Consider the following 24,598-nt stretch of genomic DNA (forward strand, 5'->3'; position numbering starts at 1 on the left):
CCGCCGGCATCTGGCACAACTGGACCACCGGCGCCAAGATCAAACGATCCCTGATCGCCTTCGACCACTGAGAACATCGGACTCATTCATCTAGACTAAGTGGTCGAGCCGAGGGCCCTGAATGCCTGTGCAGCCTGTCGGTCATTTCGAACAGGATGAGGCTCTGAGGTGGACACTGGGCACCGGCACACTGCGATCCAGCTCCTTGAGCGATCCTGGTGGGACTGGGAAGTCGTTGCCTGGGACGTCGGCCAGTTTCGGTTGGCTGCCGGCTACGACCTCACCTATTGCCACGGATTGGAGCTGGTCTTCGGCGATCCGGCTCTCGTCAGCTGTCCAGCAAGTTCCACGACCCTGTCTTTCGCGCGCCGACGGCGGATGACCGCCCTTCCACGCCTCTGAGGGCCCGGCGATGCCGGGCCCTCAGGTGGTGTCTGCGGCACGCGAACTGACAGCAGTGGCGGAGCTGAATGGCCTTCTTCGTGACCACCAGTCACAACGGCACGGGGTGGTGGCGTGGGCCTTCCGGCAGATACCCGCTCAGGTAACGGAGCTGTGAGCCGGCCCCTCTCACGCCCCTGGCTCGGCCTTGGGGTCAAAGGCTCCTACGGTGGTGACAGGATCCCAGCTGTCAGCATGGAACAAAGGAGCCTCGTGTCCACTCCCTCGGGCGCACGTCATGCCGATCTCCACTACACCGATCAAGGAAGCGGCCCGCCAGTGGTCCTGGTCCACGGGGTGGCCGGCGGCATCGATACCAGCTGGGGGAGCCTGCTGGAGCAGCTCGCCGAGCACCATCGCGTCATTGCGGTCGACAACCCAGGCTCAGGCACCAGTCCGCTTCCCGACGGCCCCCTGCAGCTGGACACCATCGCCGACAGCATTGCCCTGACAGCGGAGTGCGCCGGTCTTGAGCGCTACACCGTTGTGGGCTACTCGATGGGCAGCGCCATCGCCGTGCGCCACGCCATCCGCTATCCCCACCGTGTGGCGGCACTCGCTCTGATCGCCGGCTTCGCCTGCCCCGACCCCCGCCTACGCCTGGCTCTCCAGACCTGGCGCGACCTGCTGGACGCCGACGCGCGGCTCCTCGGGCGCTACCTTGTGCAGCAGTCGTGCGGCCCGGCCACCCTGGCCCAGCTGGACCATGCGGACATCGACCGCCTCGCGGAGAGGACGGTCGCCGGGCTGCCGCCCGGCACACGGCGGCACATCGATCTCGCACTGAGCGTCGACGTCCGTGATGACCTCCCACATGTCAATGCGCCCGCTCTCGTCATCGCCGCGGCCGAAGACATCCTCGTCGCCCCCAGCCACTCCGACGTTCTCGCCCAAGGCATCAAAGACAGCCGCCTCATCGAAGTACTGGCCGGTCACGACGCTCCGGCAGAACAGTCGATGGCCATCTCGGCACACATCCACGCTCTCACCCACCGATGACCGAACGCCCTGCCACTGGGTGTTGAAGGTATGGCGGGGGTGGGGCTCGGTCAGCCGTCATCGGCGGGTGCCAGGACCCTGAACGCGCTTTCCGGCGCGTGCACTTGGGATGGCCGGTACTGTGACGGCTCACCTCCACCGGGGCGGAGGTGAGCCGGCCACCCTGGCGCCGGCCAAGGCCATCAGCCAGTGCTCTCCGCCCAGGCGGAGGTGGGCATCAGGACAATGCAGTGGTCATGGCGAGTTCTTCAGCCAGGTGCCGGGTGCAAATGCTGCGGTTCGGTAGTGCGTCACGACCGCACGATACGCCGTCAACGCCGGAGCAACTGCTGCTCCGGACGCTTCAGCTGGTTCGTCCGGGGTGGGATGCCACGGCGGCTGCCGCGGTTCGGCAGGGTGTGCACAGGCCGTCCTCGATGGCAGGACCGGCTAGGCAGTGTCTCTTCGATCATCAGCCGCCTTCCTGAGTCCCCCACCCCGCACCACACCAGCCGGCCGGAAACCGGGTGCGGACCGTCCGTGCCCTGGTGTGTGATCGGGGTGTGACGATTACGTTAGGCAAGCCGGGAGTCGACAGGCTGAGCGAGGCTGTGCGCGTGCTGCGGCAGTGGCAGAACAACGGGGCGCCGATGCAACTGCATCCGGGCGATCTGGGCTGGTTCTGGCGGTTCGGAGCAGAGGCGACGGCCGCGGCGGTCAGGGCGTGGAGCAGGGACGGACAGGTTCTCGCCGTCGGGCTGCTGGACTGTCCCGGGCTGTTGCGCCTGGCGATCGCGCCAGCCGCTCAGCGGGACGAGGAGTTGGCGCAGCAGTTGGTTGAAGACATGACCGAGCCGGAGCGCGGCGTGCTGCCCGAGGGGAAGGTGAGCATCGATGCGCCGATGGGTGCATTGGTCCACGAGCTGCTGTCCGCGGACGGCTGGAACACAGACCAGCCGTGGACGCCGCTGCAACGCGACCTCACGGACCCGGTGGAGGACCCCGGCGTGCGGATCGAGGTGATCGGCCCGGAGCTGGCACACGTGCGGAGCGCCGTACAGCGGGCATCGTTCGACAGGTCGACGTTCACAGACGAGCGCTGGCACGCGATGGCGGCCGGATCGCCGTACGCCGACGCCCGGTGTCTGGTCGCGTACGACGACCGGAGCAACGCGGTGGCGACGGTGACGGTGTGGTCGGCCGGGCCGGGTAGGCCCGGGTTGCTCGAACCGATGGGCGTACATCGGGAACATCGCGGTCATGGCTACGGCAAGGCGATTACCGTCGCCGCCGCGGCCGCACTCCGGGAACTGGGCTCGTCGAGCGCGCTCGTCTGCACCCCGAGCTCCAATGCCGGCGCCGTCGCTACCTACCGGTCAGCCGGCTTCCAGCAACGCCCCGAGGTCCGGGACAAATGCCGGGATGCTTAGGGCGCGTCGTTCGGATCATGGTGTCCCGGCCCTCCGGACGGCAGCGTCTACGCGAGCGGCAGGGCGCGCTCCTCCTGCCCGCCGGACGCTCGTGCGAATCCGTCCGTCAGCCTTCCCGGATGAAGCCCTCCCGCACCAGCCAGTCCTTCGCCACCTCGTGCGGGTCCTCCCCGTCCACGTCCACCCGCGCGTTCAGCCGCTGGGCCTCCGCCCCCGTCAGCCGCTTGGTGATCGGGGCGAGGAGGTCGGCGATGGCGGGGTACTTCCTCATTGTGGCGCTGTTCATCTCGGGTGCCGCGTTGTAGTTGGGGAAGAAGTGCCGGTCGTCCTCCAGCACCTTCAGCTTGAGTTCGGGGATGCGGCCGTCGGTGGTGGCCGCCACGCCGAGGGCGCAGGCCGCGCCCTCGGCGACCTGGGTGTAGACGACGCCGTCGTCCATCTTTTTGAAGTTCCCGCGCCGGAGGGCGAATCCGTACGCCTTCGCCACGCCCGGCAGGCCGTCCTCGCGCACCGAGAACTCGCTTCCGCCACAGATCGTCGCCGCGCCCGGGGCTTTCTTCGTCAGACGTGCCACGTCGGAGAGTGTGCGCAGCCGGTACTTCCGCGCATTCGCCTGGTTCGCGACCAGCGCGTAGGTGTTGTTGAGCGGGGCTGCGGGCAGCCAGGTGATGCCGTTGCGGCGGTCCTGCTCGCGTACGGCCCCCCACTGCTCGTAGGGGTCGACGACCCGCTTGGTGTGACCGAGGTAGGTGATCCAGGCCGTGCCGGTGTACTCGTACATCCCGTCCGCCGCACCGGACTTGACCGCCTCGCGGGCACCGATCGAGCCCTGGATGCCCGTCCGGTCCAGGACTTCCGCGCCGGCCGCTTTGAAGACCAGCCCCATGATCTGGCCCAGGATGATCTGTTCGGTGAACTCCTTTGAGGTCACGGTCAGTTGGGCACCGTCCAGCGGTCGCCCCTTCCCGATGGAGCCGGGCTGCACCGAGTCGGCCAGCGGGCTGCCGCTGGTCAGTCCGCAGCCGCTCAGTCCTGCGGCGGCGAGCAGCAGGGCGCCCACGACGGCCGTCCGTACCTGGGCCAGGCGCATCAGTCCACCTCCATGCCGCGTGGGCGTAGCAGCGACTCGACCAGTGTCACCGGCCAGTCCATGATCACGGACCCGCCGGGGCCCGCGGCCCCGGGCGTCGGGAAAGTCGGTTCGACGATTTCGGCAGAGTCAGCCACGGATCCCCCGTGAGATGGTGAGCCGTCCGATCAGCACGTACCCGGCGTCGAACGGCAGGGCTGGGACGACGATTTCGAGCGTCCCCGACAGTACTTCGTTGAGCGTGTTCGCACTGCTCTGACTGGAGATCTTGCGGAAGATCTGGTTGCCGAGCCCGGGCCCTGAGGCAAAGGCCGCGATCGCCGCGATGCCCGTCAGCATCTGGGTCGGCACCCGGACACCGGTGAGGATGGGCGGCCGGGCGAGGGGCAGTTCGGCCCTGAGCAGCTGGGCGAACGTGACATTCCTGGCCCTTGGCGGCCTCGACGAGAGCCGGGTCGACTCCGCCCGGCCCGACGACCGCGCTACGGACCACCGGCAGCAGTCCGTACAGCGTCAGCGCGATGACGGCCGGCGCGACGCCGAGGCCGACGACCGGGACGAGCAGGCCGAGAAGAGCCAGGGAGAGGACGGTGAGGATGCTGGCGGTCATGGTGATCGCGAGGTTTCCCACCCACTCGATGCGGTAGGTCAGGACGCCGATCAACTCTCCAACATGGTCGCCGTCGAGGCCCGCACGATGCCATCGAATCCCACCATCCCCGGTCGATCACGCGCTGCAAGTCGGCATTCGAGCGTGCCACCAAACGGCATGGCATGTCACCACCCCGCCGGCGGCGAGGAGTGCTTGGCCAGGGCGACCGGCCCTTGTCATCGAGGTATTCGCGACCGGAGAGCTGGGGGCCGGCGGGGAACTCCAGGAGGAGGGAGTTGAGGAGGTCCACGGCGCCGGTGTGGTCGCTCCCGTCGGCGGCGGTGAAGACGGCCCGCAGCCGGGCCCGTACCGACCGGAACCGGGCGTAGTCGGCGTCCGACGCCGACCGGGCCATCCGCCCTGCGGGGCCGAAGAGTTCCCGGAGGGGCACGTTGCGCAGACCATCCGAACCGGGGACCGGCGTGCACCTGCCGGTTCCCACCTGGATGACGGGAGGCTACGGCTCGCGCAGTTCCCTGTACCGGCCCGCATAGTGAGCGGCGACCCGCGCCATTTCCTCGGGGTCCGCCTCAGCCAGCCGGTTCTGGTCCGCCCGGGCGGCCTCCCAAGCAGCCGTCAACTCCTCGACGCGGGCCGGGTTGGGCATCGGGGCCCTGCGTTCCTTCGTGACCTGCCCGGCGTACCAGGCCATCACCGCCCGCACCACATTGACCGCTTGGTCTCTGGCCATGTCGGAATCGGTCGGGCCGGAGAATTCAGGGCACCCCGCAAGGTCCTCAGGATCGGACAAGACGACCGCCTCGCTGTTGGGATCAATCCGGTGATTCTCCGTGAACGCAATCGGCCCGGCAACACGACACCCCCTTGTTCACCACGCATTCCACCGATCTACCTGCACCGACGGCGGTGTCCCGGCGGCCTCTTCGGAAGGGACTCCATGAGCGGAGCGGGGCCTTCGGTGTCGCACGCCCCGCGGCGTAGCCGTGAGTCCGGGAACCACGCACCGTCTCGAACGCGCCCGCTGCCGGGCGCAGATTCGTCTGGTCGGCCGGACGCGTGGCACCCCATCCGGATTTGGCCGGCGTCCTGGACGGTGCCGGGGCAACAAGCGCCGGTTCCCAGCTCGACGTGTTGGTCGGCCCTGGCTGGTCCAACAGGGTGGAGGGAGCGTGCAGCGGGGCCTGTGCATCCTGGGAGCGACCGTGATCGCTGCTAGCTTCGCGAGCCTTCAACGGCTCACGGCGCTTCGGCCCGAGGCACCGTGAGCAGTATGACGGGAGGCAATGGTGAGTGGCACCAGCGAAGACCCGGACGGACCGGCGGTCCCCCCTATCAATCGCAGGAGTTTTCTGGCGTCGGCTGCCTTGGCGGCCGGAGCGCCGGCCGCGGTGAGCGGAACAGCGGTTGCAGCTGAGGGGGAGGCCCAGACGGCGGCGGACGGATTGCCGGTGCGGCGGCCTCAGGCCGAGGCCGGCCGCGGGTCCGTGGCACGTCTCCTGGCGACCACCACACTCTGCAGCTGGCCGTCCACGCCATGCGCGGGCTGGAGCACCCCGCCGTGGAACTGATGGAGATCGCCCTTCCCGATCACCCGGGCACCTACGGCCCCCAGTTCCGGCGACGGTGAGCACCCGTGGGGCCTCGGCGCGCGGGACCTGCCCCGTTGCCGCGCGGCACCCACTCCGCCACCGCCCACCGCAGCGCGGCTGACACGCGCGCGGCGAAAGCGAACCGGCTCACGTACGGCGATCCGGAAGAGCGTCGGCCCACCCCAGGGGATGCAGTTCCGGAGCGTCCACAGGCGGCTCACCACCCGCGTCGTTGAATGCGGTGAGCGCTCCGATGAGCGCGGAGCGCTGCTCGGGAGCAAGACGTTCGACGATGGCGCTGATCTCCGCGCGACGGCGGGCGGTGACGTCCTCGACCGTACGCCGACCCTCGTCGGTGAGCCGGAGCAGGGTCTCGCGCCGGTTGTCCGGGTTGGCCTGACGGTCCGCCAAACCGGCCGCGATGAGCCGGTCCACCATGCGCATGGCGGTCGAGGGAGCGACCTGGAGCAGTTCGGCGAGCGAGACCAGCTTGGTGGCCCCTCGCGTGGAGAGCACCACCAGCATCCGGAACTGAGGGAGCGTCACCCGCTCCTCGACCTCTCCGAGTGACCGTGCGGACACCGCGACCAGCAGTCTTGACGCCGTGAGCACCGCTCGGGTCACCGCATCCACATCATCCACACCCCTCGTGGGGGCTCCGCTGTCGACCATCCCCCATTTCTACCGTCCGGCAGCGACGGTGGCCCCATCGGGACACCCACAGTGCATACGACCATCGAGTGCGATTCCTTCCGCCACCCGGTCCAGGGCATTCCCGGCGTGCCGACGGGCGAGCGCCCGTTCCGTGCCGTCCGGCCCACGGCCTGGCCCGCAGGATGCCTTCGCCCGGCCGTTCCGCCTGCTCCGCGAGGGCTCACTTCCCCTGGCCAGGCCCGCCGTCCGCAGGCGTGAAGGGCCTGGTCCTGAGGGCTCGGCGCGTCCGGCCGTCGGCGTGACGACACTCCGGAGCCCCGCACGCCTTGCACCCGGGGAGTCTATTTTAGACTATGCAACTGTTGCACTGACGAAAATCCATCCCAGCGCCTCGCCCACTCCACGCACGGGCCGCGACTGCCGCTCGGAAGGAACACCATGACGCATCACTTCTCGGCCCACGAACGCCCGCCGCTGCCCACCGGATGGCGACGCTTCGTGGCCCGCCTGCCCATCCGCCTCTACCGGGCAGGCCTCGGGCCTCTCCTCGGCAAGAGGATGCTGCTCTTGCATCACACCGGCCGCCTCACCGGACTCCGTCGCCAGGTGGTCCTGGAGGTGGTAGCCCACGAGCAGGACGGCGACAGGCTCAGCTGGACCATCGCCTCCGGCTTCGGCCCGGCCGCAGCCTGGTACCAGAATCTGCGCCACTCCCCCCGGACGACGATCCAGAGCGGCAACCGGCGCTACACCGCCACAGCCCACTTCCTCCCTCCCGAGGACGGCGGCGCCATCATGGCCCGCTACGCCCCGGAGCACCCGCGGCTGGCCCGCCGACTGTGTTCCTTCATGGGGTTCGAGGTGGACGGCAGCGAAGCGGCGTACCGCCAGGCGGGACGGCGCATCCCGTTCGTCCGGCTCGAGGCGACGCCCGGACATGAGCTCGCATGAACCGGCCCGGCCCCCGGGACGGGCGTGCGCCCCGTACTCGCATCCCGCACTCCCTTCCCGACATGCCTACCTCCACCCCACCAAAAGTGCCACTTGACAACTTTTGCATAATGCAAATTGGCACCCAGTGAGGACGAGAGGACAAGATGAGCGGGACAGGCACCACCGACGCCGTCAGCACCAGCACCAGCACCCGGGGAACCACCGTGGAAACCCGCCTCCCCTCGCCCGCGGCGCGCGTGCGCAACGCTCCATGGGGACTTCTGGCTCTCGCGGTGACGGTCGGCGCGGGCGCCGGTCTCGGTTCGATCGTCTTCCGCTGGCTGATCGTGACCTTCACCCGCCTCTTCTCCGGTCACGCCGACTACGCGGGCGCCGGCCCGGAGGCGAATCCGCTCGTTCCGTGGTGGGGGCGGTTCTTCGTCGTGCTGGCGCCTGTGGTCGGAGGCCTGCTGTACGGGCCGTTGGTCGACAGATTCGCCAAGGAGGCGCGCGGCCACGGGGTGCCGGAGGTGATGCTGGCGGTCGCCCAGCGCGGCGGCCGGATCAACCCCCAGGTCTCCGTCGTCAAGGCGCTCGCCTCGGCGCTGTGCATCGGCTCGGGCGGCTCGGTCGGCCGTGAGGGCCCCATCGTCCAGATAGGCTCCGCCCTCGGCTCCACCCTGGGCCGGGTGGTCAAGGTGTCCGAAGACCGGATGCGGCTGCTGGTCGCCTGCGGCGCGGCCGGCGGCATAGCGGCCACCTTCAACGCCCCTCTCGCCGGCGTCTTCTTCTCGATGGAGCTGATACTGGGCGCCTTCAGCATCGAGGCGTTCGGTGCCACCGTGCTGGCCAGCGTCACCGCGAGCGTCATCGGCCGGGCCGCCTTCGGCGACACCGCCTTCCTCACGCTACCGCCGTTCCATGTCGAACACCTCGGCCAGTACGGCCTGTTCGCCGTGCTCGGTGTGCTCGCGGGCGTCGTGGGCGTCGGCTTCACCCGGATCCTGTACTGGATCGAGGACGCCTGTGACTGGGCCTGGCGCGGCCCCGAATGGCTTCGCCCGGCCGTGGGCGGGCTGCTGCTCGGCGTGGTCCTGCTGGTGCTGCCGGAGATGTACGGCGTGGGCTACCCCGTACTGGAGAAGGCGGCCCACGGTGGGTACCTCGCCGGCTTCCTGCTGCTCCTGCTCGTCGGCAAGGTCCTCGCCACCAGCCTGACCATCGGCATCGGCGGTTCCGGCGGCGTCTTCGCCCCCAGCCTCTTCATCGGCGCCATGCTCGGCGCCGCGTACGGCGCCACCACCCATCAGCTGCTGCCGTCGACCGCAGGAGCGGTCGGCGCCTACGCCCTGGTCGGCATGGGTGCGGTCTTCGCCGGCGCCTCCCGCGCGCCCATCACCGCCGTCGTCATCCTCTTCGAGCTCACCGGCCAGTACTCGATCATCCTGCCGCTGATGCTCGCCATCGTCCTGGCCACCCTCACCAGCCGACTGCTCTCCCACGACACCGTCTACACCCTCAAGCTGCGCCGCCGGGGCATCGACCTGAACGCACCCGCGCCCGGAGCCGCGATCGGCTCGCAGACCGTGGAGGAAGTCATGGAGCCGCTTCCCGCTCCCCTGCCGTCTGCCACCGAACTCGCGGAAGCGGGGGACCTGTTGGTCCGATCCGATCATGGAGCGCTGCCGGTTCTGGACACCGAAGGGCGCTACCTGGGCACGCTCACCGCCCGATCCGTGGCCGAAGTGCTCGCCGAACGCCCCGGCGGCGACTGTGAACCGCCGGCCCTCGCGGCCGACCTCGCCGAACCGACCACTCCCCTCACCACCGACATGCCGCTTTCCACGGCCCTGCACGCCCTCGTCGCCGCGCCCGGGACCGGCCTGCCCGTCCTCGGCCCCGGAAAGGACCGGCTGGTCGGCTGGCTCACCCACCAGAGCGCCCTGCGTGCGCTCCACACCCCCCTCTCCACCTGACGGGAACTGACGGCCCACGCCCCCGCCCGCCCCGCACCCCGCAGAGTCAGCTACGGAGCCGGTATCGCCGGCCCCGCGCTCGCCCGGCGCTGGACACCCTCGCTGGGTGACGGTGGTGCTGGAGACTTCCCGGACCAGGCGGTCCCCGAGAGCATCAGACCGGACGTTCCGCCGGCCAGCAGGGATGCCGCCCCTGCACCACCAGGTCCGGCGCGGACCGCATCGACCGGCTGCGTCAGGCCCGGGCGGGCGCGGCCCGGTCCAGACGGGCGTGCAAAGTGGCAGCGAAGTCCTCGGCGCGGGACAACTGCACCCGCAGTTCCTCGACGCGCCGAGCTGCCGCCTGCTGGTACTCCCGCACACGGCCCAGGAGCGCCTCGCGCTCGCCGTCAACGAGCCCGGCGGGGGCGTCGAGACGGTCCGTGGCCGCCAGCAGGTCGCGCATCTGGTCGAGAGTGAAGCCCAGCGGCTTCATGCGCCGGATCACCATCAACCGGGCGACATCGGCCTCGGCGTACAGGCGGAATCCGCCCTGGGAACGGGCCGACGGAATGACGAGACCGGTCTCCTCGTAGTGCCGGATGGTGCGCAGCGACAGTCCGGTACGCGCGGCGACCTCGCCGATCTGCATGTGCTCGCTGCTCACGCGGGCGCCTTCCTCGGGTTCCGCCGCAGGCCAGGCGGCCCGTAGCAATCTCTACCGTAACGTTAGGGTAGGGTCATCGGATATGAGGGGTGGGGTGGCGTTGCGCCGTCGCCACTCCACGGTGCGGGACACCATCCCGCACTTCCCAGCCGTGTCGGGGCCGACGACGCCCCCGGCGAAGCCCGATGCCTGCAGGAGAGAGCGTGCGCACCCCCATGACGCCCAGCGCCGCCGTCTGCCCGCCGTGACCCTTCGCCGCCAAGCTGTGCCCGGGCTCCTCCCGCCCGCACTCGCTGCTGCCTTGTGACATCAAGTCCGCCGCTCGCGGACTTTGCGGAGTGCCGTCCCGGCCTTCCGCGTCTCCCCGCACGCCTGTCGTGACGTCAGGTGTGCCCGAGCACGACAGGACCATCTCCATCTTGTCCACGTCTGCACTGCCTCCGGCGGCCGAGCGGCTGCGCGGCTTTCGCCCTTCCTGGCTGTCCCCTAAGGTCTTCCGCACCGAGGTCCTGGCTGGTCTCGTGGTGGCTCTCGCGTTGATCCCCGAGGCGATCTCGTTCTCGATCGTCGCCGGTGTCGATCCGGCGATCGGCCTGTTCGCGTCCGTCACCATGGCCGTGACCATCGCGATCGTCGGCGGCCGCCCAGCCATGATCTCCGCGGCGACCGGCGCCGTGGCCCTGGTCATCGCGCCGCTCAACCGCGAGCACGGCTTCGGCTATCTGGTCGCGGCCGTCATCCTCGCCGGCGTCTTCCAGATCGTGCTGGGCGCGCTGGGTGTCGCGAAGCTGATGCGGTTCGTGCCGCGCAGTGTGATGGTCGGCTTCGTCAACTCCCTGGCGATCCTGATCTTCATGGCACAGGTGCCGGAGATGACGGGCGTGCCGTGGGCCGTCTATCCGCTGATCGCTGCCGGCCTGGCGCTGATGGTGTTCTTCCCCAAGGTCACCAAGGTGGTGCCCGCGCCGCTGGTGTCCATCGTGATCCTCACCGTCATCACGGTCGCCGCGGGCATCGCGGTGCCGACCGTGGGCGACAAGGGCGAACTGCCCTCCTCGCTGCCGGTACCGGGCCTGCCGGACGTGCCGTTCACCCTGGACACGTTGAAGACCGTCGCTCCGTACGCGCTCGCCATGGCGCTGGTCGGCCTGATGGAGTCGCTGATGACGGCCAAGCTGGTCGACGACATCACCGACACCCGCTCCTCCAAGACCCGCGAGTCCATCGGCCAGGGCATCGCCAACATCGTCACCGGCTTCTTCGGCGGCATGGGCGGCTGCGCGATGATCGGCCAGACCATGATCAACGTGCGGGTGTCCGGCGCCCGGACCCGCCTGTCCACCTTCCTGGCCGGCGCCTTCCTGATGGTGCTGTGCATCGTCTTCGGCCCCATCGTCTCCGACATCCCCATGGCGGCCCTCGTCGCCGTCATGGTCATGGTGTCGGTCGGCACTTTCGACTGGCACTCCATCGCCCCGAAGACCCTGAAGCGGATGCCCGTCGGGGAGATCACCGTCATGCTCGTGACCGTCGCCTGCGTGGTGGCCACCCACAACCTCGCCATCGGCGTTGTCACGGGCTCCCTCACCGCGATGGTCATCTTCGCCAAGCGCGTGGCCCACCTGGCGAACGTCACCGCCGTCACCGACCCTGACGGCGGCCAGGTCGTCTACGCCGTCACCGGCGAACTCTTCTTCGCCTCCTCCAACGACCTGGTCACTCAATTCAATTACGCCACCGACCCCGACAAGGTCGTCATCGACCTGAGCGCCGCACACATCTGGGACGCCTCCTCCGTCGCAGCCCTCGACGCGATCGAGACCAAGTACGCGCAGCGCGGCAAAACCGTCGAGATCACCGGCCTCAACAAGCCGAGCGCCCGGATCCACGAGAAGCTCAGCGGCGAACTCACCGGGAGCCACTGACCCTTTTCCCCGGCCCAACGGCCGCCCAGAAGGCACTGGCTTTCCGGGCGGCCGACGTGCTTCCGACGAACCGGTTCACCGCTCGTCGGAGTTCCCGCACTCCCCCGGCTGCCTGGCGCACTCAGCAAGGCAGAGGCCGAACCGATCTTGCTGACCTTCGCGGCAAGACCGCAACGCGGCGCTGCTGCGGCCTGCGTCAGCCTTGCCGCCGAGTGTGTGCCGGGCGAGACTTGGCACACCGCTTCAGTTCGAGGAAGTGGCGGTCGCCGACCGACCAGTGTTCGCCCGGCTGCCACCCGGCGGCCGCTGCCGTGCGACGCAGCGCTGCCATACCGACATGGGCCCAGGGGAACGGCCTGCCGAGACGGCCACGGCCGTCGTCGAACCGCACATGCAACCGTTCGTCGACGTCATGGGCGGCCGCCTCCACCAGCAACAGGCCTCCACCAGGAGACACAAGGCTCCCGATCCGCTCCAGCAAGGCAGGCGGGTCGCCGCCGATCCCGATGTTTCCGTCCATGAGCAGCGCCGTATTCCAAAACCCTTCACCAGGCAGTCGCTCGAAGACGGATCGGCACAACGCCGCGCCCCCGGTGTCGGCGGTCCGCGCGACGGCGGCACTGTTGATGTCGATGCCGAGCACGAGGTGGCCGAGTGCCCGGAGGGCGCTGACCAAGCGTCCCGGTCCACAGCCGATGTCGAGGACCGCCCCCTTGCACCGCCGCAGGACGCTCATGTCGGCGGGGTCCGGAGCGGCACACCAGCGGTCCACCTCTGACGACAGCACTCCACCGTCCATACGACGCATGTAAAGGGGGCCGCGGCCGTCCCGCAATGCGTGCGCATACGGGTCCTCGTACCGGGGGCCGGAGCCCAGCGGCGGCTGTGGCGCATGCTCTTCGGTGCTCACCGGACAGGTACCTTCGCGATGCGGTGCAGCATGGCCGCAAAGCGGATGTGCGGTGCTGCCGCCGCGCCGGCTTGTGTGTCGGCGTCGGCACCGACGTCGCGGAGCCGAGGCAGGTCCCACACGGTCAGGCGCGCGTTGAGGAGCCGGTTGCGCTGGGGGGCGCCGGTGGTATCCGTGGGCATCGGGACGCCCCGCAGCAGCCTGGGATCCGCTTCGGGCAGGCCGGCGGCCCGGAAGCACGGGGCGGGTTGCCTGGCCAGGACGGTCCGTGTGGTTCGTTCGGGTGCGCGGAGCATCGGAATTTCCCTGTCGCCCTTTCTCGGAACTCGCTGCCTTGGGTTCGCGTTACGCCTGGTGCCGGCCGGGCGCCTTCGGAGGGGCTTCGTGCGCTCTCGGCCGGGGCGCATGCGCACGCCACATCGCGACCAGCAAACACACTGCGGAGGCCGCGAAGAGGGCAGCCGTGATCAGCAGCCAGCGGCCCCAGAACACGTCGGCCGGCAGGCCGGTGTACGAGGTGAAGCCCGGGACCCGGTTCAGGATGAGCGGATACCAGACGAGGAGCAGCAGAAGGGCCGTGAAAGCGGGCACGCGGAGGTAGTTGATCCAGCCGGTCAGCGAGTGGGAGCGGTCCTTCGCGTCCTTTCTGCGCCGGAAGGCGAGTTGCACCACTCGGTCGGTGACGGTGTAGAGGGGGAGAAAGACCAAGTCGTGCAGGAGCGCGGCGCCCACGAACCAGAGGACGACGCCGAGCGTGTCCCCCTTCAGCAATCGAAGTCCCGCATAGACGGCCAGGACGAATGAGCACAGCACCAGCAAGAGGTGCAGGGGGGACGCACCGTAGCGTGTGCGGAAGCCTTTCACTGTGCTGCTCCGAAGGTGAGGCGAGTGACCCATTTGGTGTTGTGCACACCGGGGTTGGCCGGGACGATGATCCGCGCCGGATAACCGTGGTCCGGAGAGAGGTCCGCGCCATTGACCCGCAGGGCGAGCAGTGACCTGGGATCGCGCACCTGGTTGTCCCGCAGGTGGGTGGAGCTGAAGGATCCACCCCGCTGGGCAGACTCGACGAAGACGCCGGGAGGGCTCTGCCGCAGTCCGACCAGAGCTGCCAGGTCGGCCAGCCGTACCCCGCTCCAGTGCTGGTCGTCGGTGGACCAGCCCTCCACGCAGGCGATCGGCAGGACCGCCGTGTGCTGCGGCAACGCCAGCACCTGTGCACGGGTGAAGATCCGCTCCCGGCCCGGGCCGCGCACGACCAGACGCCAGTCGGGCCCGATGTCACGGGCACGGATACCTACCCCCGCCGCGGTCTTGTTGATCTGGAAGCCATTGGGGCCCGTCCCCGGCTCCTGCCCGTGCGGCGCCAGCAACGCGGTCTTGCGCAGGGCCCCGCCGATGCTCTGACCGGCCGTCACGACGAGCAGTGCCAGCGCGCCGGCGCCGACGAGGCCGAGCGCGCCTCGCCGCGACATCGTGGGCGGCGCGGGGTGGGGGGTCACCAGGCCGGTGTCATCCGCCGCTTCGGGTGTCGTGCGTGCGGCGGGGGTACTCAGGACGCTGCGGAAGCGACGGCTGCGCAGCGCCCTTGCCATGGCGGGAATCCGGAAGGCGACATGAACGACGAAGGCGCCGATGAAGACCCAGGCGCCGTAGAAGTGCAGGGTGTAGAAGGACCCGGGGAAGATGTAATGGAGCTGGATGTTGAGCACGCCGGTGACGAATTCGAACAGCACCCCGCCCACGAGCAGCAGCAGCGAGAGCCGATCCAGCGCATGACTCAGTGAACGCACCGGCGGCCAGGTGAACAGCTTGGGGACGACCGACCAGAGCTTCGCCAGCAGGATCGGGATCAGCACCACGCCCAGCGTCACATGGATTCCCTGGGTGAGGCGGTAGAGCCAGTACGGGCTGGTCGGCCAGGAGAACAGATAGAAGCCGAGCCAGCCCTTCCCCGGTGTCTGGTCGTTGCCCGGTGCCAGATTCGGGTTGTACGCGGCGTAGGACAGCAGTCCGGTCACGAACAGCACGGTGATGCCGACCAGGAGCATCAGCCCGAAGACCGACGTCAGCCACGGTCCCCGCAGCGGACTGCGCCAAAATCCCGGCCGCGTGGGGCCCGGCGGCGGGCTGTTGAGCAGTGCGGCGAGGGACCGGCGACGACCGGGATGGGGCCTGGCTGCCTTTTTGGTCAGTGGGGAGGCACCGGCGGCCGGTCGATGTGCGGAGCCCCCTCGGGGTGGCGGGCCGCTTTCGGCCGCCTTGTCGGGCTGTCCTTGCGGCCCGGCGCGACGAGGCTCGCCATCACGGTCACTACCCTCCACATCGATCCCCTCACGGTGGCCGGTGCGGCAAGATCGCCGCTCAGGACTCACCGTATGCAGCTCGACGCGCAATTCATCCTTTGCCGCACATTACGGACCTCTTTTGGCCCCCACCCGACCTCACCCCGGTCCACGACGGGCTCCTCGCACGCAGAGGCGCACGAGTGTGATCAGTGGGGCTCGTCCCCCTACCGGACCCCTCGGCCGGGCTCCTCCGCGGGTGCCCTGTTCTTCGGCACCCTTATCGCCGCGGTTGTGGGCATCGTGCCGCTCGGCGGCATCCGCTCCATCGCCGACGTCACGAGCAAGCCCGCCGCGCTGCCGGGCCGTGGGCCCGCAGGGCGAGAAACGCCTGGTGCAGGCCAGATCGGGAACCCGGTCCCCGGCGTACGGGCCGCGGCCGGGCAAGGCTGCCAGGGACCGACCGGCCAGCGGACCGCGGCGGTAGTTGACCTTCAGCGGGGACGACTCCTCCCAGATCAGCCGCTGGATGAACGGCCTGTTCATCAGCGGGACGAAGAGGTGATCGCACACCGCCCGGGTGAGCGGGGTCCGGCCGACGATTATCCGGAGCATGCCGCTGGTGGAGTCCAGCACCTCTTGGGCGATCGGCCGGCGCTCGGCCTGGTAGCTGTCCAGCAGCGGTGTCTGGGCGCGGCCGGTGGCCACGAGAGCGAGCTTCCAGGCCAGGTTTTCGGCGTCTCCCAGACCGGTGTTCATGCCTTGCCCGCCGAACGGGCTGTGGATGTGAGCGGCGTCCCCGGCCAGCAGGATCCGCCCGTGCCGGTAGGCGGATGCCAGACGACTGTGGATGCCAGACGACGGTGGATGCGGAAGGCGGAGGTCCACACCGCCTCTCGCACTACCGTGCCGGACAGCCCTGCCTCATCACGCAGCGCCTCGGTGCGTACGGCCAGCACTTCGTCGGCATCGAGGTCTTCGCTGGTGCCGGCGGGGGCCGGGGCCATGATCCGCCACAGGTCCGTGCCGGGCAGGGGGAAGGCTCCGACCATCTGGTCCGCGCGCAGCCACACCGACACCGCATCGCGGGGCAAGGGCAGCACCGCCCGCACGTCCGCGAGCAGAAAGCGTTCGATGACGGCCACGCCGGGGAACTCGATGCCCGCCGCTTTACGCACCTGGCTGTGGGCACCATCGCATCCCACCAGCCAATCGGCCCGCATCTGCCCGCCGGCGAGCCGGACGGTCACGCCGTCGGCGTCCTGGTCGGCGGTGAGCACTTCCCGTCCCCACTCCACCTCGTGCCCCAGGCCGGCGAGCCGGTGTCGGAGTCGGGCTTCCACCTCGGCCTGGGACATGAGCAGGCCGGGGCGGGTCACCAGCTTGGTGCGCCGGCCGATCTTGAGCCGGGCCATGGGCTTGCCATCGACGTGGGTGATCACCTGCCTGATGGGCACCGACCGCTGCGGCAGATCGCCCAGTGCCCCGAGGCGGTCCAGAAGGTCACGCAGCTCGACCGTCTCTCCCGCTCCGTGCGCCGGCGGCGTCCGGCAGACTCGTAAAGCCGGCCTTGGGGCAGCCCGACACCACGACCGTGATCGCCACCGGCCCCGACCCGCTCCGTCCCACGCACAGGCCAAGCCGACTCAGCCGAAGGCGAAGTAGCGCAGCCACACATAGCCGAGGGACAGTGCCACCGTCGCCGCGGTCACGATCAGGCCGTATTTGGTGAACTGCCAGAAGGAGATGGGCTGGCGGTTGCGTTCGGCGATGCCGAGGACGACGACGTTGGCGGACGCGCCGATGGCGGTGGCGTTGCCGCCGAGGTCCGCGCCGAGCGCGAGGGCCCACCACATGACGTGGTCGCTGCCGCCGCCCATGTTGTGGACAAGGTCGCTGGTGATGGGGGCCATGGTGGCCACGTAGGGAATGTTGTCGATGACGCCGGAGAGGACCGCAGAGGCGCTCAGCAGCGTCATGGAGCCGGCGAGTTCGTTGGAGCCGATCACGTGGGCGAGTGCCTTGGAGACCTCGCTGATGACGCCGGTGTCGATCAGCCCGCCGATCATGATGAAGAGGCCGGCGAAGAAGGCGAGCGTGGGCCACTCCACTTCGGCCAGTACCTCGCTGGTCTCCGCCGAGGAGATGGCGACGAGAAGGCCGGCGCCGAGCAGGGCGACGATGCTGGGGGCGTAGTGCAGGACCGGGTGGAGGACGAAGCCGGCCACCACCAGGGCGAGCACGACGAGGCCCTGGATCAGCAGGCGCGGGTTCTTGATGGCCTCGCGCTCCTCCAGCGCCATGATCTCGACGGCACGCTCCTCGTCGTAGACGAAGGTCTTGCGGAACATCACCCGGCACAGTGCGAGGAGTACGACGATCAGGACTGCGGAGAGCGGCGCGAGGTGGACCAGGAAGTCGTTGAAGGTGAGGCCGGCCCGGCTGGCGATGATGATGTTGGGCGGGTCGCCGACGAGGGTGGCGGTGCCGCCGATGTTGGAGGCGAGGACCTCGGCGATGAGGAAGGGCGCGGCAGGCAGCGCGAGACGTTCGCAGACGAGCAGGGTGACGGGCGCGATCAGCAGGACCGTGGTCACGTTGTCGAGGAGGGCCGAGGCCAGCGCGGTGATGACGATGAGCATGGCCATCACCCGGAAGGGTCTGGCGCGGGCGCGTTTGACCGACCAGATCGCCAGGTATTCGAACAGGCCGGTCTTCTTCAGGACACCGACGATCATCATCATGCCCATGAGCAGGAAGATGACGTTCCAGTCGATGCCGGACTCCGCGGAGTAGAACGCCGAGACGTCGTCGGTCGCCCCGATCGCCAGCATCAGTCCCGCGCCGCCGAGGGCCACGGCAACGCGGTGGATCTTCTCGCTGATGATCAGGGCGTACGCGCCGACGAACACGACGATCGCGGCCCAGCTGTGCCAGTTGTTCACGATCCTCCGATGGAAGGTTTCGGCAGGGGGCGCTCGCCGGCCGGCGACGTGTCTTCAGCAGGGCGCACCGGCGTGGTCCTCCTGAGCGGCGGATGAGCGCGGTCGAGGAGCCACATCGTCGTGCACGGCCGGGACTCCGGCCGGCTCCTCGACGTGGAGAGCGCGGACGATCGGCACGTCCGTGGAGCTGTGGGCGATGATCGAGAAGGCGATGCACACCGCGATGAGGGTGAATGCCGGCTCCGCCTGCGGGATGCCGGACTGGAGCACGAGCAGGCCGTAGACCACCGAGGCGCAGCCCTTCGGCCCGAACCGGAGCAAGGAGGTGAAAAGCACGGTCCGGGCCGCCGGCCCGGACAACGACACCGCCACCAGCAGTGCGGCACCGAACACCACTACGGGCACCATGACGAACCCCGATCGAAAAGAGAGTGATCCCCTGCTCGCCGACCAGGCTTCCCGGCACACCGTCCGGAAGTTTACATATTTTTGATGGGTCTTTGACAGACCACTAACGGGCAGTCAGCCGACCGGAGATGTTGCCGGGCTCCGGCAAAACAGACGTTGATGCCTGGGCACTGTCTGCGAGCCGGGCTTCGCACGCCGTCCGGCCCGGGCCGGCTGGTCCCGGTCCGGCTCGGCGTAGGCGGCCTCCCTCGTCAGGACGTGGCGAGGAGTAGCCGTTCCAGCAGATGGGAGGCGGTGATCACGCCGAGCAGCCGCGGGGAACCGGCCTTGTCCTTGTCCGCGACCGCCACCAGCGGACTGCGTACCCGCGCCATCAGTGCCGCGACCTCCAGTGCCGTGTCGTCGGGCGCCGCGACCGGCGGCGCGGGAGCCGCCTTCGACAGGCATTCCCGCACCGTGCGGCCGGACAGCGCCTGACAGAGCCGGTCGGCATGGCGTTCGTCGACGACCGCCGCCAGCGTCGGGTCCTCCACGACATACGCGGGCACCAGCGCCTTGATCATCTGGGAGGCGGGCAGGATAGCCGCCGGTGCGCCCTGCTCGTCCAGCACCAGCAGGCCCGGCAGCCGGTGCTGAGCCATCAGCCGTGCCGCGTCCAGGGCTTCGCTGTCGAGGCTGACTGTCTCGTATTCCTCTGCCAGATCACGTGCGCGCACGATCGGCTCCTGTCTCGGCTCTCGGACTGCCCAGGGCCAGCGTCACGCGGATGCGGCACGGCGACCAGCGGGCGCGCGACGATGTATACGGCATCTTGACGCACCCCGCGAGCGGTCCTCCCCATTGGCCGCCTCACTCGTCCTGGGGCTTGGCCCTGTGCCGGGCCGCCGGTTGCACCATGAGCCTGCGGGGGTCGGTGGCACGGATGATCGCCTGCTCGACTGCCGCCACATGGTCGGCGAGCAGCCCGAGGGCGGCGACAGCGCGGATGACGGGTTCGCCGTCCGCCCCGCCGAGCTGCTGCGTACGGACGTAGGCGGACTTCAGCTCTGCCCAGCGGGCTGCCTGTTCGGAGGTGAGCGTGCCGCGCAATGCGGCCAGCTTCAGCAGGTTGGCCTCGGCTCCGGTGGTCAGGGTCTGGGCCTCGGTCGTGTAGTGGTCGTCCATGATGCCCGCGAGTTCCGCCTCGTTCATGACGGGCTGGATGCGCTGGGCGATCTTGTTCATGTTGCGGTAGGAGCCCTGGAGCTGGAACGGGGGTTCCGTGCGGGTCGCGTCGGACTGCGCAGCGGACGCGAGGTAGGCGGCGTTGACGGCGAGGACCGTGGCGCGTGCGGTGAGCAGATGCCGCAGCACGGCGGTGATGCGGTCCAGTTCGGCAGGGACGTACGGGTAGGTGAGCCGGTCGGCGCGGGCCGTAGGGTCGTGGGCGGCGAGCCGGATCAGCACGTCGAGGTCGCCGCGGTCGCGGCCCGCGAGCGGGGCCAGTACGGGGTGCGCGGTGAGGGCGTTCTCGACGAAGCTGGCGGCGAAGGCGTCCTCCTTGCCGGTCAGGACATCGCCGAGGTTCCAGACGTCGGCGCGGTTGGCCAGCATGTCGGGCACCCGGAAGCGGCTGCCCGACTCGGTGTAGGGGTTGCCGGCCATGCAGACCGCGAAGCGCTTGCCCCGCAGGTCGAAGGTGCGCGGCTGGCCGTCCCACACCCCGTCGATGCGGCGGGTGGCGTCGCACAGCGGGATGAACTTCTGGAGCAGCTCGGGTGAGGTGTGCTGGATGTCGTCGAGGTAGAGGAGCGTGTTGTTGCCGGCAGCCAGGCCAAAGTTGATCTTCTCGATCTCCTGGCGCGCCGTGGCGTTCGGGGCCTCGGCGGGGTCGAGGGAGGTGACCCAGTGGCCGAGTGCCGGGCCACTGATCTTGACGAGGAGGAGGCCGAGCCGGTCGGCGACGTACTCCATGAGCGTCGTCTTGCCGTATCCGGGCGGGGAGATGAGCAGAAGCAGTCCGCCCGTGTCGGGGGCCCTGGTCTCGCCCGTGGTGCCGAGCTGCTTGGCGAGGTTGTCGCCGATGAGGGGAAGGTACACCTCGTCGACGAGCCGATTGCGGACGAAGGACGACATCACCCGGGGACGGTGGGCCTCCAGATGGAGCCGGGAGCGCTCGGCAGCCACCAGGGCGGTGCGTTGCCGCTGGTAGGCGCGGTGGCCCGGGACATCGTGAGTGCGGAAGTCGCGGGCGCGGGCGAGCAGTTCGTCGATGCGGACGGTGAGGGCGCGGCCGGTGATGCGGGGGTGGGTGCCGAGCAGGCCGCCGACGGTCTCGCTCAGCGGCGCATCCGACGCGTAGCGTGCGAGGTCCGGGCACAGCTCTGCCGCCACGGCCTCGGCCAGGTCTCCGGGGGCGAGGTCGGACCCGGTGGCGTGGGCGTACGAGGACAGCCAGGCTTCGACCAGCTGGCGGCGGGCGGCGAGGTCGTGGAGGGCGGTCAGGTCGTCGTCGTAGGCCGAGGTGCCCACTGCACGACGGAATGTGTCGAGCAGCGTGCGGGCCTCGGAGCTGAGGACGAAGCCGTCCGGGCCACTGGTCAGTTCCTCGAAGAGGTACACGGCGGCGGCCCCTCCCCCCTCCCCGCCGATCGCTGCGGCGAGTTCTGCCTGGAAGTCGGCGATCGCCGGGGCCGGGCCGAAGGTCCCCCGGGCGCGGGCGAGCGACACGGCGCGGCGGGTCCAGGCTTCGCGGGCCTCGGCGGTCGGCTCGTGCGCCCAGAACAGCTGGGCCGTGGCACGGGCCGCGGGCCGGTGGCGCAGCGCCCCCGCACCATCGTGCAGCCGCAGCAGCGCGGCCAGGATCGCGGTCGCGTCATGGTCGTGGATGCCGCGTTCGTAGCCTTCGTCGTACGCCTGCTCCGCGGCCTGTCGTACCAGGGCGGGGAGGTCGGCGGCGGCCAGGGCGGCCGGGCCGTGTTCGTCGAGCAGCCTGGCCGCGAGGTGTTCGGCCCGGTAGACGTCGGGCGACTCGGAGAGCAGCGGCCGGTCCCAGTACGGGCGGGTGGCGGCGAAGGCGGGGTCGGTGACCGGGGAACGGTAGTCGGTGCCGGCGAGGGCGACGGCGAGGCCGTCGCCGTGCGGTACCAGCGTGAGGTCCAGGGGCTGGGTGTTGACGGCGAAGCGGTGACGGCCCAGGCGGAGGGTTTGGCCGTCCGCGGTATAGAGGTCGGTGCGGTCGCGCAGGGCGCGGGACGCCTCTTGGCGGGCGGCTTTCAGGCGGCCGTCCAGTTCCTCCGCCCGTACGCCGTCGCCGAGTTCGCGTAGTTCCCCGGCGATTCCCCGGGCCTTGGCCACCATCGGGTCGGAGGCGAAGTACGTGGCGACCGCGTCGGCGTCCGCGAGCGTGGCGGAGCGGCGGCCGACGGCTTCCAGCACCCGCACCGCCGAGGCGGCCAGCTGCTCGGCGCGCCGGGAACGGGCGTCGGCGAGGGTCTGCTTCCGGGCCGAGAACGCCTCGTAGACCTCGGTGCGCTTGTCCGTCAGCTCGCCGAGGAAGTCGTCGAACTCCGCGAAGCGGGACTCCAGGTTCTCCAGCCGTACGAGCAGGCGCGCCAGCTGCTCGTCGCATGCCTCCGGCGTGTCGGCCACTGCGAGGGCGCCGCTGACCGCCTGGCCCAACAGGGCGAACTCGGCGGCGAATCCGGCGCGGCCCTCGTGGTCGAGGAGTTCGCGTCGGCGGGCGTCGAGCGTGGCACGGGCGCGGTTGGCCCCTCCCAGCACCTCCGCGACGCTTCCCAGGACGGACGTACGGACAGTGGCGTCGCCGATGTCGAGCCCCTCGACGACCTCGGTGACGGTCCGGAGCCCTTCGGTCAGCTCGTCGAGCCGGGCTGCGACCGGTGCGGCCTCGGCGACCGTGGCAATCGACTCCCCCTTCGCGACAAGTTGCTCGATGTCTTGACGGTGGCCGGTGAAGGCGTGCTCATGGGCCAGGAAGGCGACGGCGCGCCGGCCGAACGAGGCGAGGTCGGTCGCGGCGTCCGCGACGAGTGCATCGACGCGGGCGGTGTCCGCGTACCGCAGGTCCTTGAGGGTGAGCAGATGGCCCTGGGCCTGCCGCAGTTCGGACAGTCCCGCCACCCAGGCGCCGGCACTGCGCGGGGCCTCGCCGCGCAGGCGGCGTACCACCGACGCGATACGGGCCGCGGCCTCGTCGAGTGCTTCGGCGGCCCGCCGGGTGAGCGCCTGGACGGTCTCGAACTCGCTCAGCACCTGCTCGGCGGTGGCCCGCACCGCGTCCAGCGGGCCGCGCAGATCACCCAACTCGGCATCCGCCAGCCAGTGGTGGGTGTCGGCGACCCGGACGCAGTCCGCCACCAGCGCCTCGTAGACCTCCGTCGTCGCCGTGCTCCCCGCGACGGTGCCGGCCAGGGCGAGACAGTCGGAGATGCCACGAACGAGGCCCGCATTGCTCACCCGGGCCAGGGGGCCGGTGCCGATCGGCTGTGCGGCGGCGTAGGTGTCAAAGACGTAGGGCGAGCGCCACACCTGGAGCCCGTGGACGCGGGCCGCCTCGTCGCTGCCGCCGTGCAGCAGCATCACTGTGCCGTCCTCGAACAACGCCCAGCCTCGGCAGGACAGCGGAGTGTCGACCTCCTTGCGGATCAGGTTGTACGAGAGCAGCAGGTTGCGGCCTTCGGCACGTGCGTGGAAGGCGAAGAGCAGGTCCTCGCCGTTGGGCGAGCGGACCATCCGCGCCAACTCCAGGTCGGCGGTGTCCGTGTCGAAGACCTTGTACGCGCCGGTCGCCAGGCAGTAGCCGCCCGGGAAGACGATTCCCTGGTCCTCGGGCAGCCGGCGGCACGCCTGACCGAGGCCGTCGAGCCGCACCACGGCCTTGGTGAGGGTGTTGAAGACCAAGTAGCGTTCGGCGGACTCCTTGTAGGGGCGGATGCGGAGCAGGATGAGGGCGCCCGCCCTGGCGTGGGCGACCTCCGCGTCGGCGAGGGCCTGCAGCGGCTCGTCCACCGGCTCGGCGTAGATCCCCTCGCCGGTCTCGGTGTCGTTGCCCACCTTGACGGTGAGCCTGCCGCCGACCGTCGCGACGAAGACCTCGCCCTGAATGGACACATGCGGGTGACGGCCGGGAACATGGTCCTCGCGCGTCGCCTCGGTCCACTCGATGTCATGAGACGGCGGGAAGAGGTGGTCGCGCTCCCCGCGGGCGTCGAGGAAGGAGACCCGGCCGTCCTCGGTCACCGACCAGCGCAGTACGCGGATGTCGTCCGGCTTGTCGCCGGTCCGGAAGACGGCGAGCAGCTTGCCCTCGACGTGGCGCAGCTGAAGCAGCCGGGTCTCTCGGTAGTAGCGGTGGAGGGCGGCGAACTCCCGTACGAAGGCAGGGTCGTCGAGAAGGCCCGGCACCGCGTCCTCGGGCATCGGTTGCAGGTCTCGGTCGTACAGCGCGAAGACCTCGCCCGGGACGGCCTCGTGGGAGCCGGGCTCGTTCGTGCGTCCGGCCAGGGCGCCGTACCCGAACAGCAGGGCATCACCGATGGCGACGATGTCGCGGGGCAGGCAGGCGCGCTCGGTGCGCAGCTGCCCGGTGCCGGTGAGTTCGAGCCGTGTCGAGCCGAATTCCGCGGTGCGCCGGCTGTTGAGTTCCTCGGCCCGGCGGGCGAGCTCGGCGCCCTGTGCGGCGAGCCGGTCGCGCAGGACCTCGTACGTACCGGTGTCCAGGCCGGTTGCCATGGGATCTCGTTCCCTTCACAAAGGTGCGGACCGGAGCTGCCG

General features: G+C 69.9%; 19 protein-coding genes and 4 pseudogenes. 5 read left to right on the forward strand and 18 right to left on the reverse strand.

Translation table 11 applies throughout. The features are described from left to right. Positions 1–654: 654 nt before the first annotated feature. Both ACGFR7_RS34640 and ACGFR7_RS34645 read left to right on the forward strand, forming a co-directional pair. Entirely contained in the window at positions 655–1,440 is a 786-nt protein-coding gene (locus tag ACGFR7_RS34640) for an alpha/beta fold hydrolase (protein WP_393327206.1), read from the forward strand. Between the two features lie 542 nt (positions 1,441–1,982). Then, a complete protein-coding gene (locus ACGFR7_RS34645) occupies positions 1,983–2,849 on the forward strand; it encodes a GNAT family N-acetyltransferase (RefSeq protein ID WP_393327209.1) in 867 nt (288 codons plus the stop codon). Between the two features lie 106 nt (positions 2,850–2,955). On the opposite strand, the gene ACGFR7_RS34650 is transcribed toward ACGFR7_RS34645, so the two are convergent. The 7 genes and pseudogenes from ACGFR7_RS34650 to ACGFR7_RS34680 form a co-directional block, all read right to left on the reverse strand. After that, positions 2,956–3,939, reverse strand: a complete 984-nt coding sequence (locus ACGFR7_RS34650; RefSeq protein ID WP_393327212.1) for a glycine betaine ABC transporter substrate-binding protein — start codon at positions 3,937–3,939, stop codon at positions 2,956–2,958. Then, positions 3,939–4,076 (reverse strand): hypothetical protein, encoded by a 138-nt coding sequence (locus ACGFR7_RS34655; protein WP_393327215.1) that lies wholly within the window; start codon positions 4,074–4,076, stop codon positions 3,939–3,941. Before ACGFR7_RS34655 ends, ACGFR7_RS34650 begins: the two co-directional genes overlap by 1 nt. Further along, a pseudogene (locus ACGFR7_RS34660) lies at positions 4,069–4,612 on the reverse strand (ABC transporter permease); the annotation flags it as partial. The gene ACGFR7_RS34655 and the pseudogene ACGFR7_RS34660, both read right to left, overlap by 8 nt. Then, positions 4,600–4,721, reverse strand: a pseudogene (locus tag ACGFR7_RS34665) (Lrp/AsnC family transcriptional regulator); the annotation flags it as partial. The pseudogenes ACGFR7_RS34665 and ACGFR7_RS34660, both read right to left, overlap by 13 nt. A gap of 15 nt (positions 4,722–4,736) precedes the next feature. Further along, a pseudogene (locus tag ACGFR7_RS34670) lies at positions 4,737–5,033 on the reverse strand (ABATE domain-containing protein); the annotation flags it as partial. Between the two features lie 15 nt (positions 5,034–5,048). Continuing rightward, positions 5,049–5,282, reverse strand: coding sequence for a hypothetical protein (locus ACGFR7_RS34675; protein WP_393327218.1), 234 nt, complete (start codon positions 5,280–5,282; stop codon positions 5,049–5,051). A gap of 1,006 nt (positions 5,283–6,288) precedes the next feature. Further along, entirely contained in the window at positions 6,289–6,813 is a 525-nt protein-coding gene (locus ACGFR7_RS34680; RefSeq protein WP_393327220.1) for a MarR family winged helix-turn-helix transcriptional regulator, read from the reverse strand. Between the two features lie 420 nt (positions 6,814–7,233). Between ACGFR7_RS34680 and ACGFR7_RS34685 the strand changes: the two genes are divergently transcribed. Then, a complete protein-coding gene (locus tag ACGFR7_RS34685) occupies positions 7,234–7,746 on the forward strand; it encodes a nitroreductase family deazaflavin-dependent oxidoreductase (protein ID WP_393327223.1) in 513 nt (170 codons plus the stop codon). 263 nt (positions 7,747–8,009) lie between these two features. Next, the gene (locus ACGFR7_RS34690; protein WP_393327304.1) at positions 8,010–9,704 is read left to right on the forward strand and encodes a chloride channel protein; all 1,695 of its coding nucleotides are present in this window, start codon (positions 8,010–8,012) and stop codon (positions 9,702–9,704) included. 235 nt (positions 9,705–9,939) lie between these two features. Here the strand turns inward: ACGFR7_RS34690 and ACGFR7_RS34695 are convergent, their stop codons facing one another. Next, on the reverse strand, positions 9,940–10,350 hold the full coding sequence (locus tag ACGFR7_RS34695) for a MerR family transcriptional regulator (RefSeq protein ID WP_393327226.1): 411 nt from the start codon (positions 10,348–10,350) through the stop codon (positions 9,940–9,942). 419 nt (positions 10,351–10,769) lie between these two features. Between ACGFR7_RS34695 and ACGFR7_RS34700 the strand changes: the two genes are divergently transcribed. Beyond that, positions 10,770–12,275, forward strand: a complete 1,506-nt coding sequence (locus ACGFR7_RS34700) for a SulP family inorganic anion transporter (protein WP_393327229.1) — start codon at positions 10,770–10,772, stop codon at positions 12,273–12,275. Between the two features lie 196 nt (positions 12,276–12,471). On the opposite strand, the gene ACGFR7_RS34705 is transcribed toward ACGFR7_RS34700, so the two are convergent. The 10 genes and pseudogenes from ACGFR7_RS34705 to ACGFR7_RS34750 all read right to left on the reverse strand — a co-directional run bounded on the left by ACGFR7_RS34705 (position 12,472) and on the right by ACGFR7_RS34750 (position 24,556). After that, a complete protein-coding gene (locus ACGFR7_RS34705) occupies positions 12,472–13,185 on the reverse strand; it encodes a class I SAM-dependent methyltransferase (protein WP_393327232.1) in 714 nt (237 codons plus the stop codon). After that, positions 13,182–13,481 (reverse strand): hypothetical protein, encoded by a 300-nt coding sequence (locus tag ACGFR7_RS34710; protein WP_393327235.1) that lies wholly within the window; start codon positions 13,479–13,481, stop codon positions 13,182–13,184. The genes ACGFR7_RS34705 and ACGFR7_RS34710 overlap by 4 nt, the downstream gene beginning before the upstream one ends. Positions 13,482–13,530: 49 nt before the next feature. Further along, the gene (locus tag ACGFR7_RS34715; RefSeq protein WP_393327237.1) at positions 13,531–14,082 is read right to left on the reverse strand and encodes a hypothetical protein; all 552 of its coding nucleotides are present in this window, start codon (positions 14,080–14,082) and stop codon (positions 13,531–13,533) included. Then, a complete protein-coding gene (locus tag ACGFR7_RS34720) occupies positions 14,046–15,326 on the reverse strand; it encodes a molybdopterin-dependent oxidoreductase (RefSeq protein WP_393327307.1) in 1,281 nt (426 codons plus the stop codon). The genes ACGFR7_RS34715 and ACGFR7_RS34720 overlap by 37 nt, the downstream gene beginning before the upstream one ends. 828 nt (positions 15,327–16,154) lie before the next feature. Further along, positions 16,155–16,283 (reverse strand): annotated as a pseudogene (locus ACGFR7_RS34725) (FAD-dependent monooxygenase); the annotation flags it as partial. Next, positions 16,226–16,927 carry an FAD-dependent monooxygenase gene (locus ACGFR7_RS34730; RefSeq protein WP_393327239.1) on the reverse strand — a complete coding sequence of 234 codons (702 nt, stop codon included), beginning with the start codon at positions 16,925–16,927 and terminating at the stop codon, positions 16,226–16,228. The pseudogene ACGFR7_RS34725 and the gene ACGFR7_RS34730, both read right to left, overlap by 58 nt. Before the next feature lie 189 nt (positions 16,928–17,116). Further along, on the reverse strand, positions 17,117–18,415 hold the full coding sequence (locus ACGFR7_RS34735) for an ArsB/NhaD family transporter (protein ID WP_393327242.1): 1,299 nt from the start codon (positions 18,413–18,415) through the stop codon (positions 17,117–17,119). 54 nt (positions 18,416–18,469) lie between these two features. Beyond that, complete coding sequence (locus ACGFR7_RS34740) at positions 18,470–18,823, reverse strand: hypothetical protein (protein WP_393327244.1); 354 nt, start codon at positions 18,821–18,823, stop codon at positions 18,470–18,472. A 251-nt stretch (positions 18,824–19,074) separates the two neighbouring features. Further along, on the reverse strand, positions 19,075–19,539 hold the full coding sequence (locus ACGFR7_RS34745) for a CBS domain-containing protein (RefSeq protein ID WP_393327247.1): 465 nt from the start codon (positions 19,537–19,539) through the stop codon (positions 19,075–19,077). A gap of 133 nt (positions 19,540–19,672) precedes the next feature. Continuing rightward, positions 19,673–24,556, reverse strand: coding sequence for a DNA repair ATPase (locus ACGFR7_RS34750; RefSeq protein ID WP_393327250.1), 4,884 nt, complete (start codon positions 24,554–24,556; stop codon positions 19,673–19,675). Positions 24,557–24,598: the final 42 nt, after the last annotated feature.

It is taken from the genome of Streptomyces sp. NPDC048516, assembly GCF_043199875.1.
Lineage (GTDB): Bacteria > Actinomycetota > Actinomycetes > Streptomycetales > Streptomycetaceae > Streptomyces.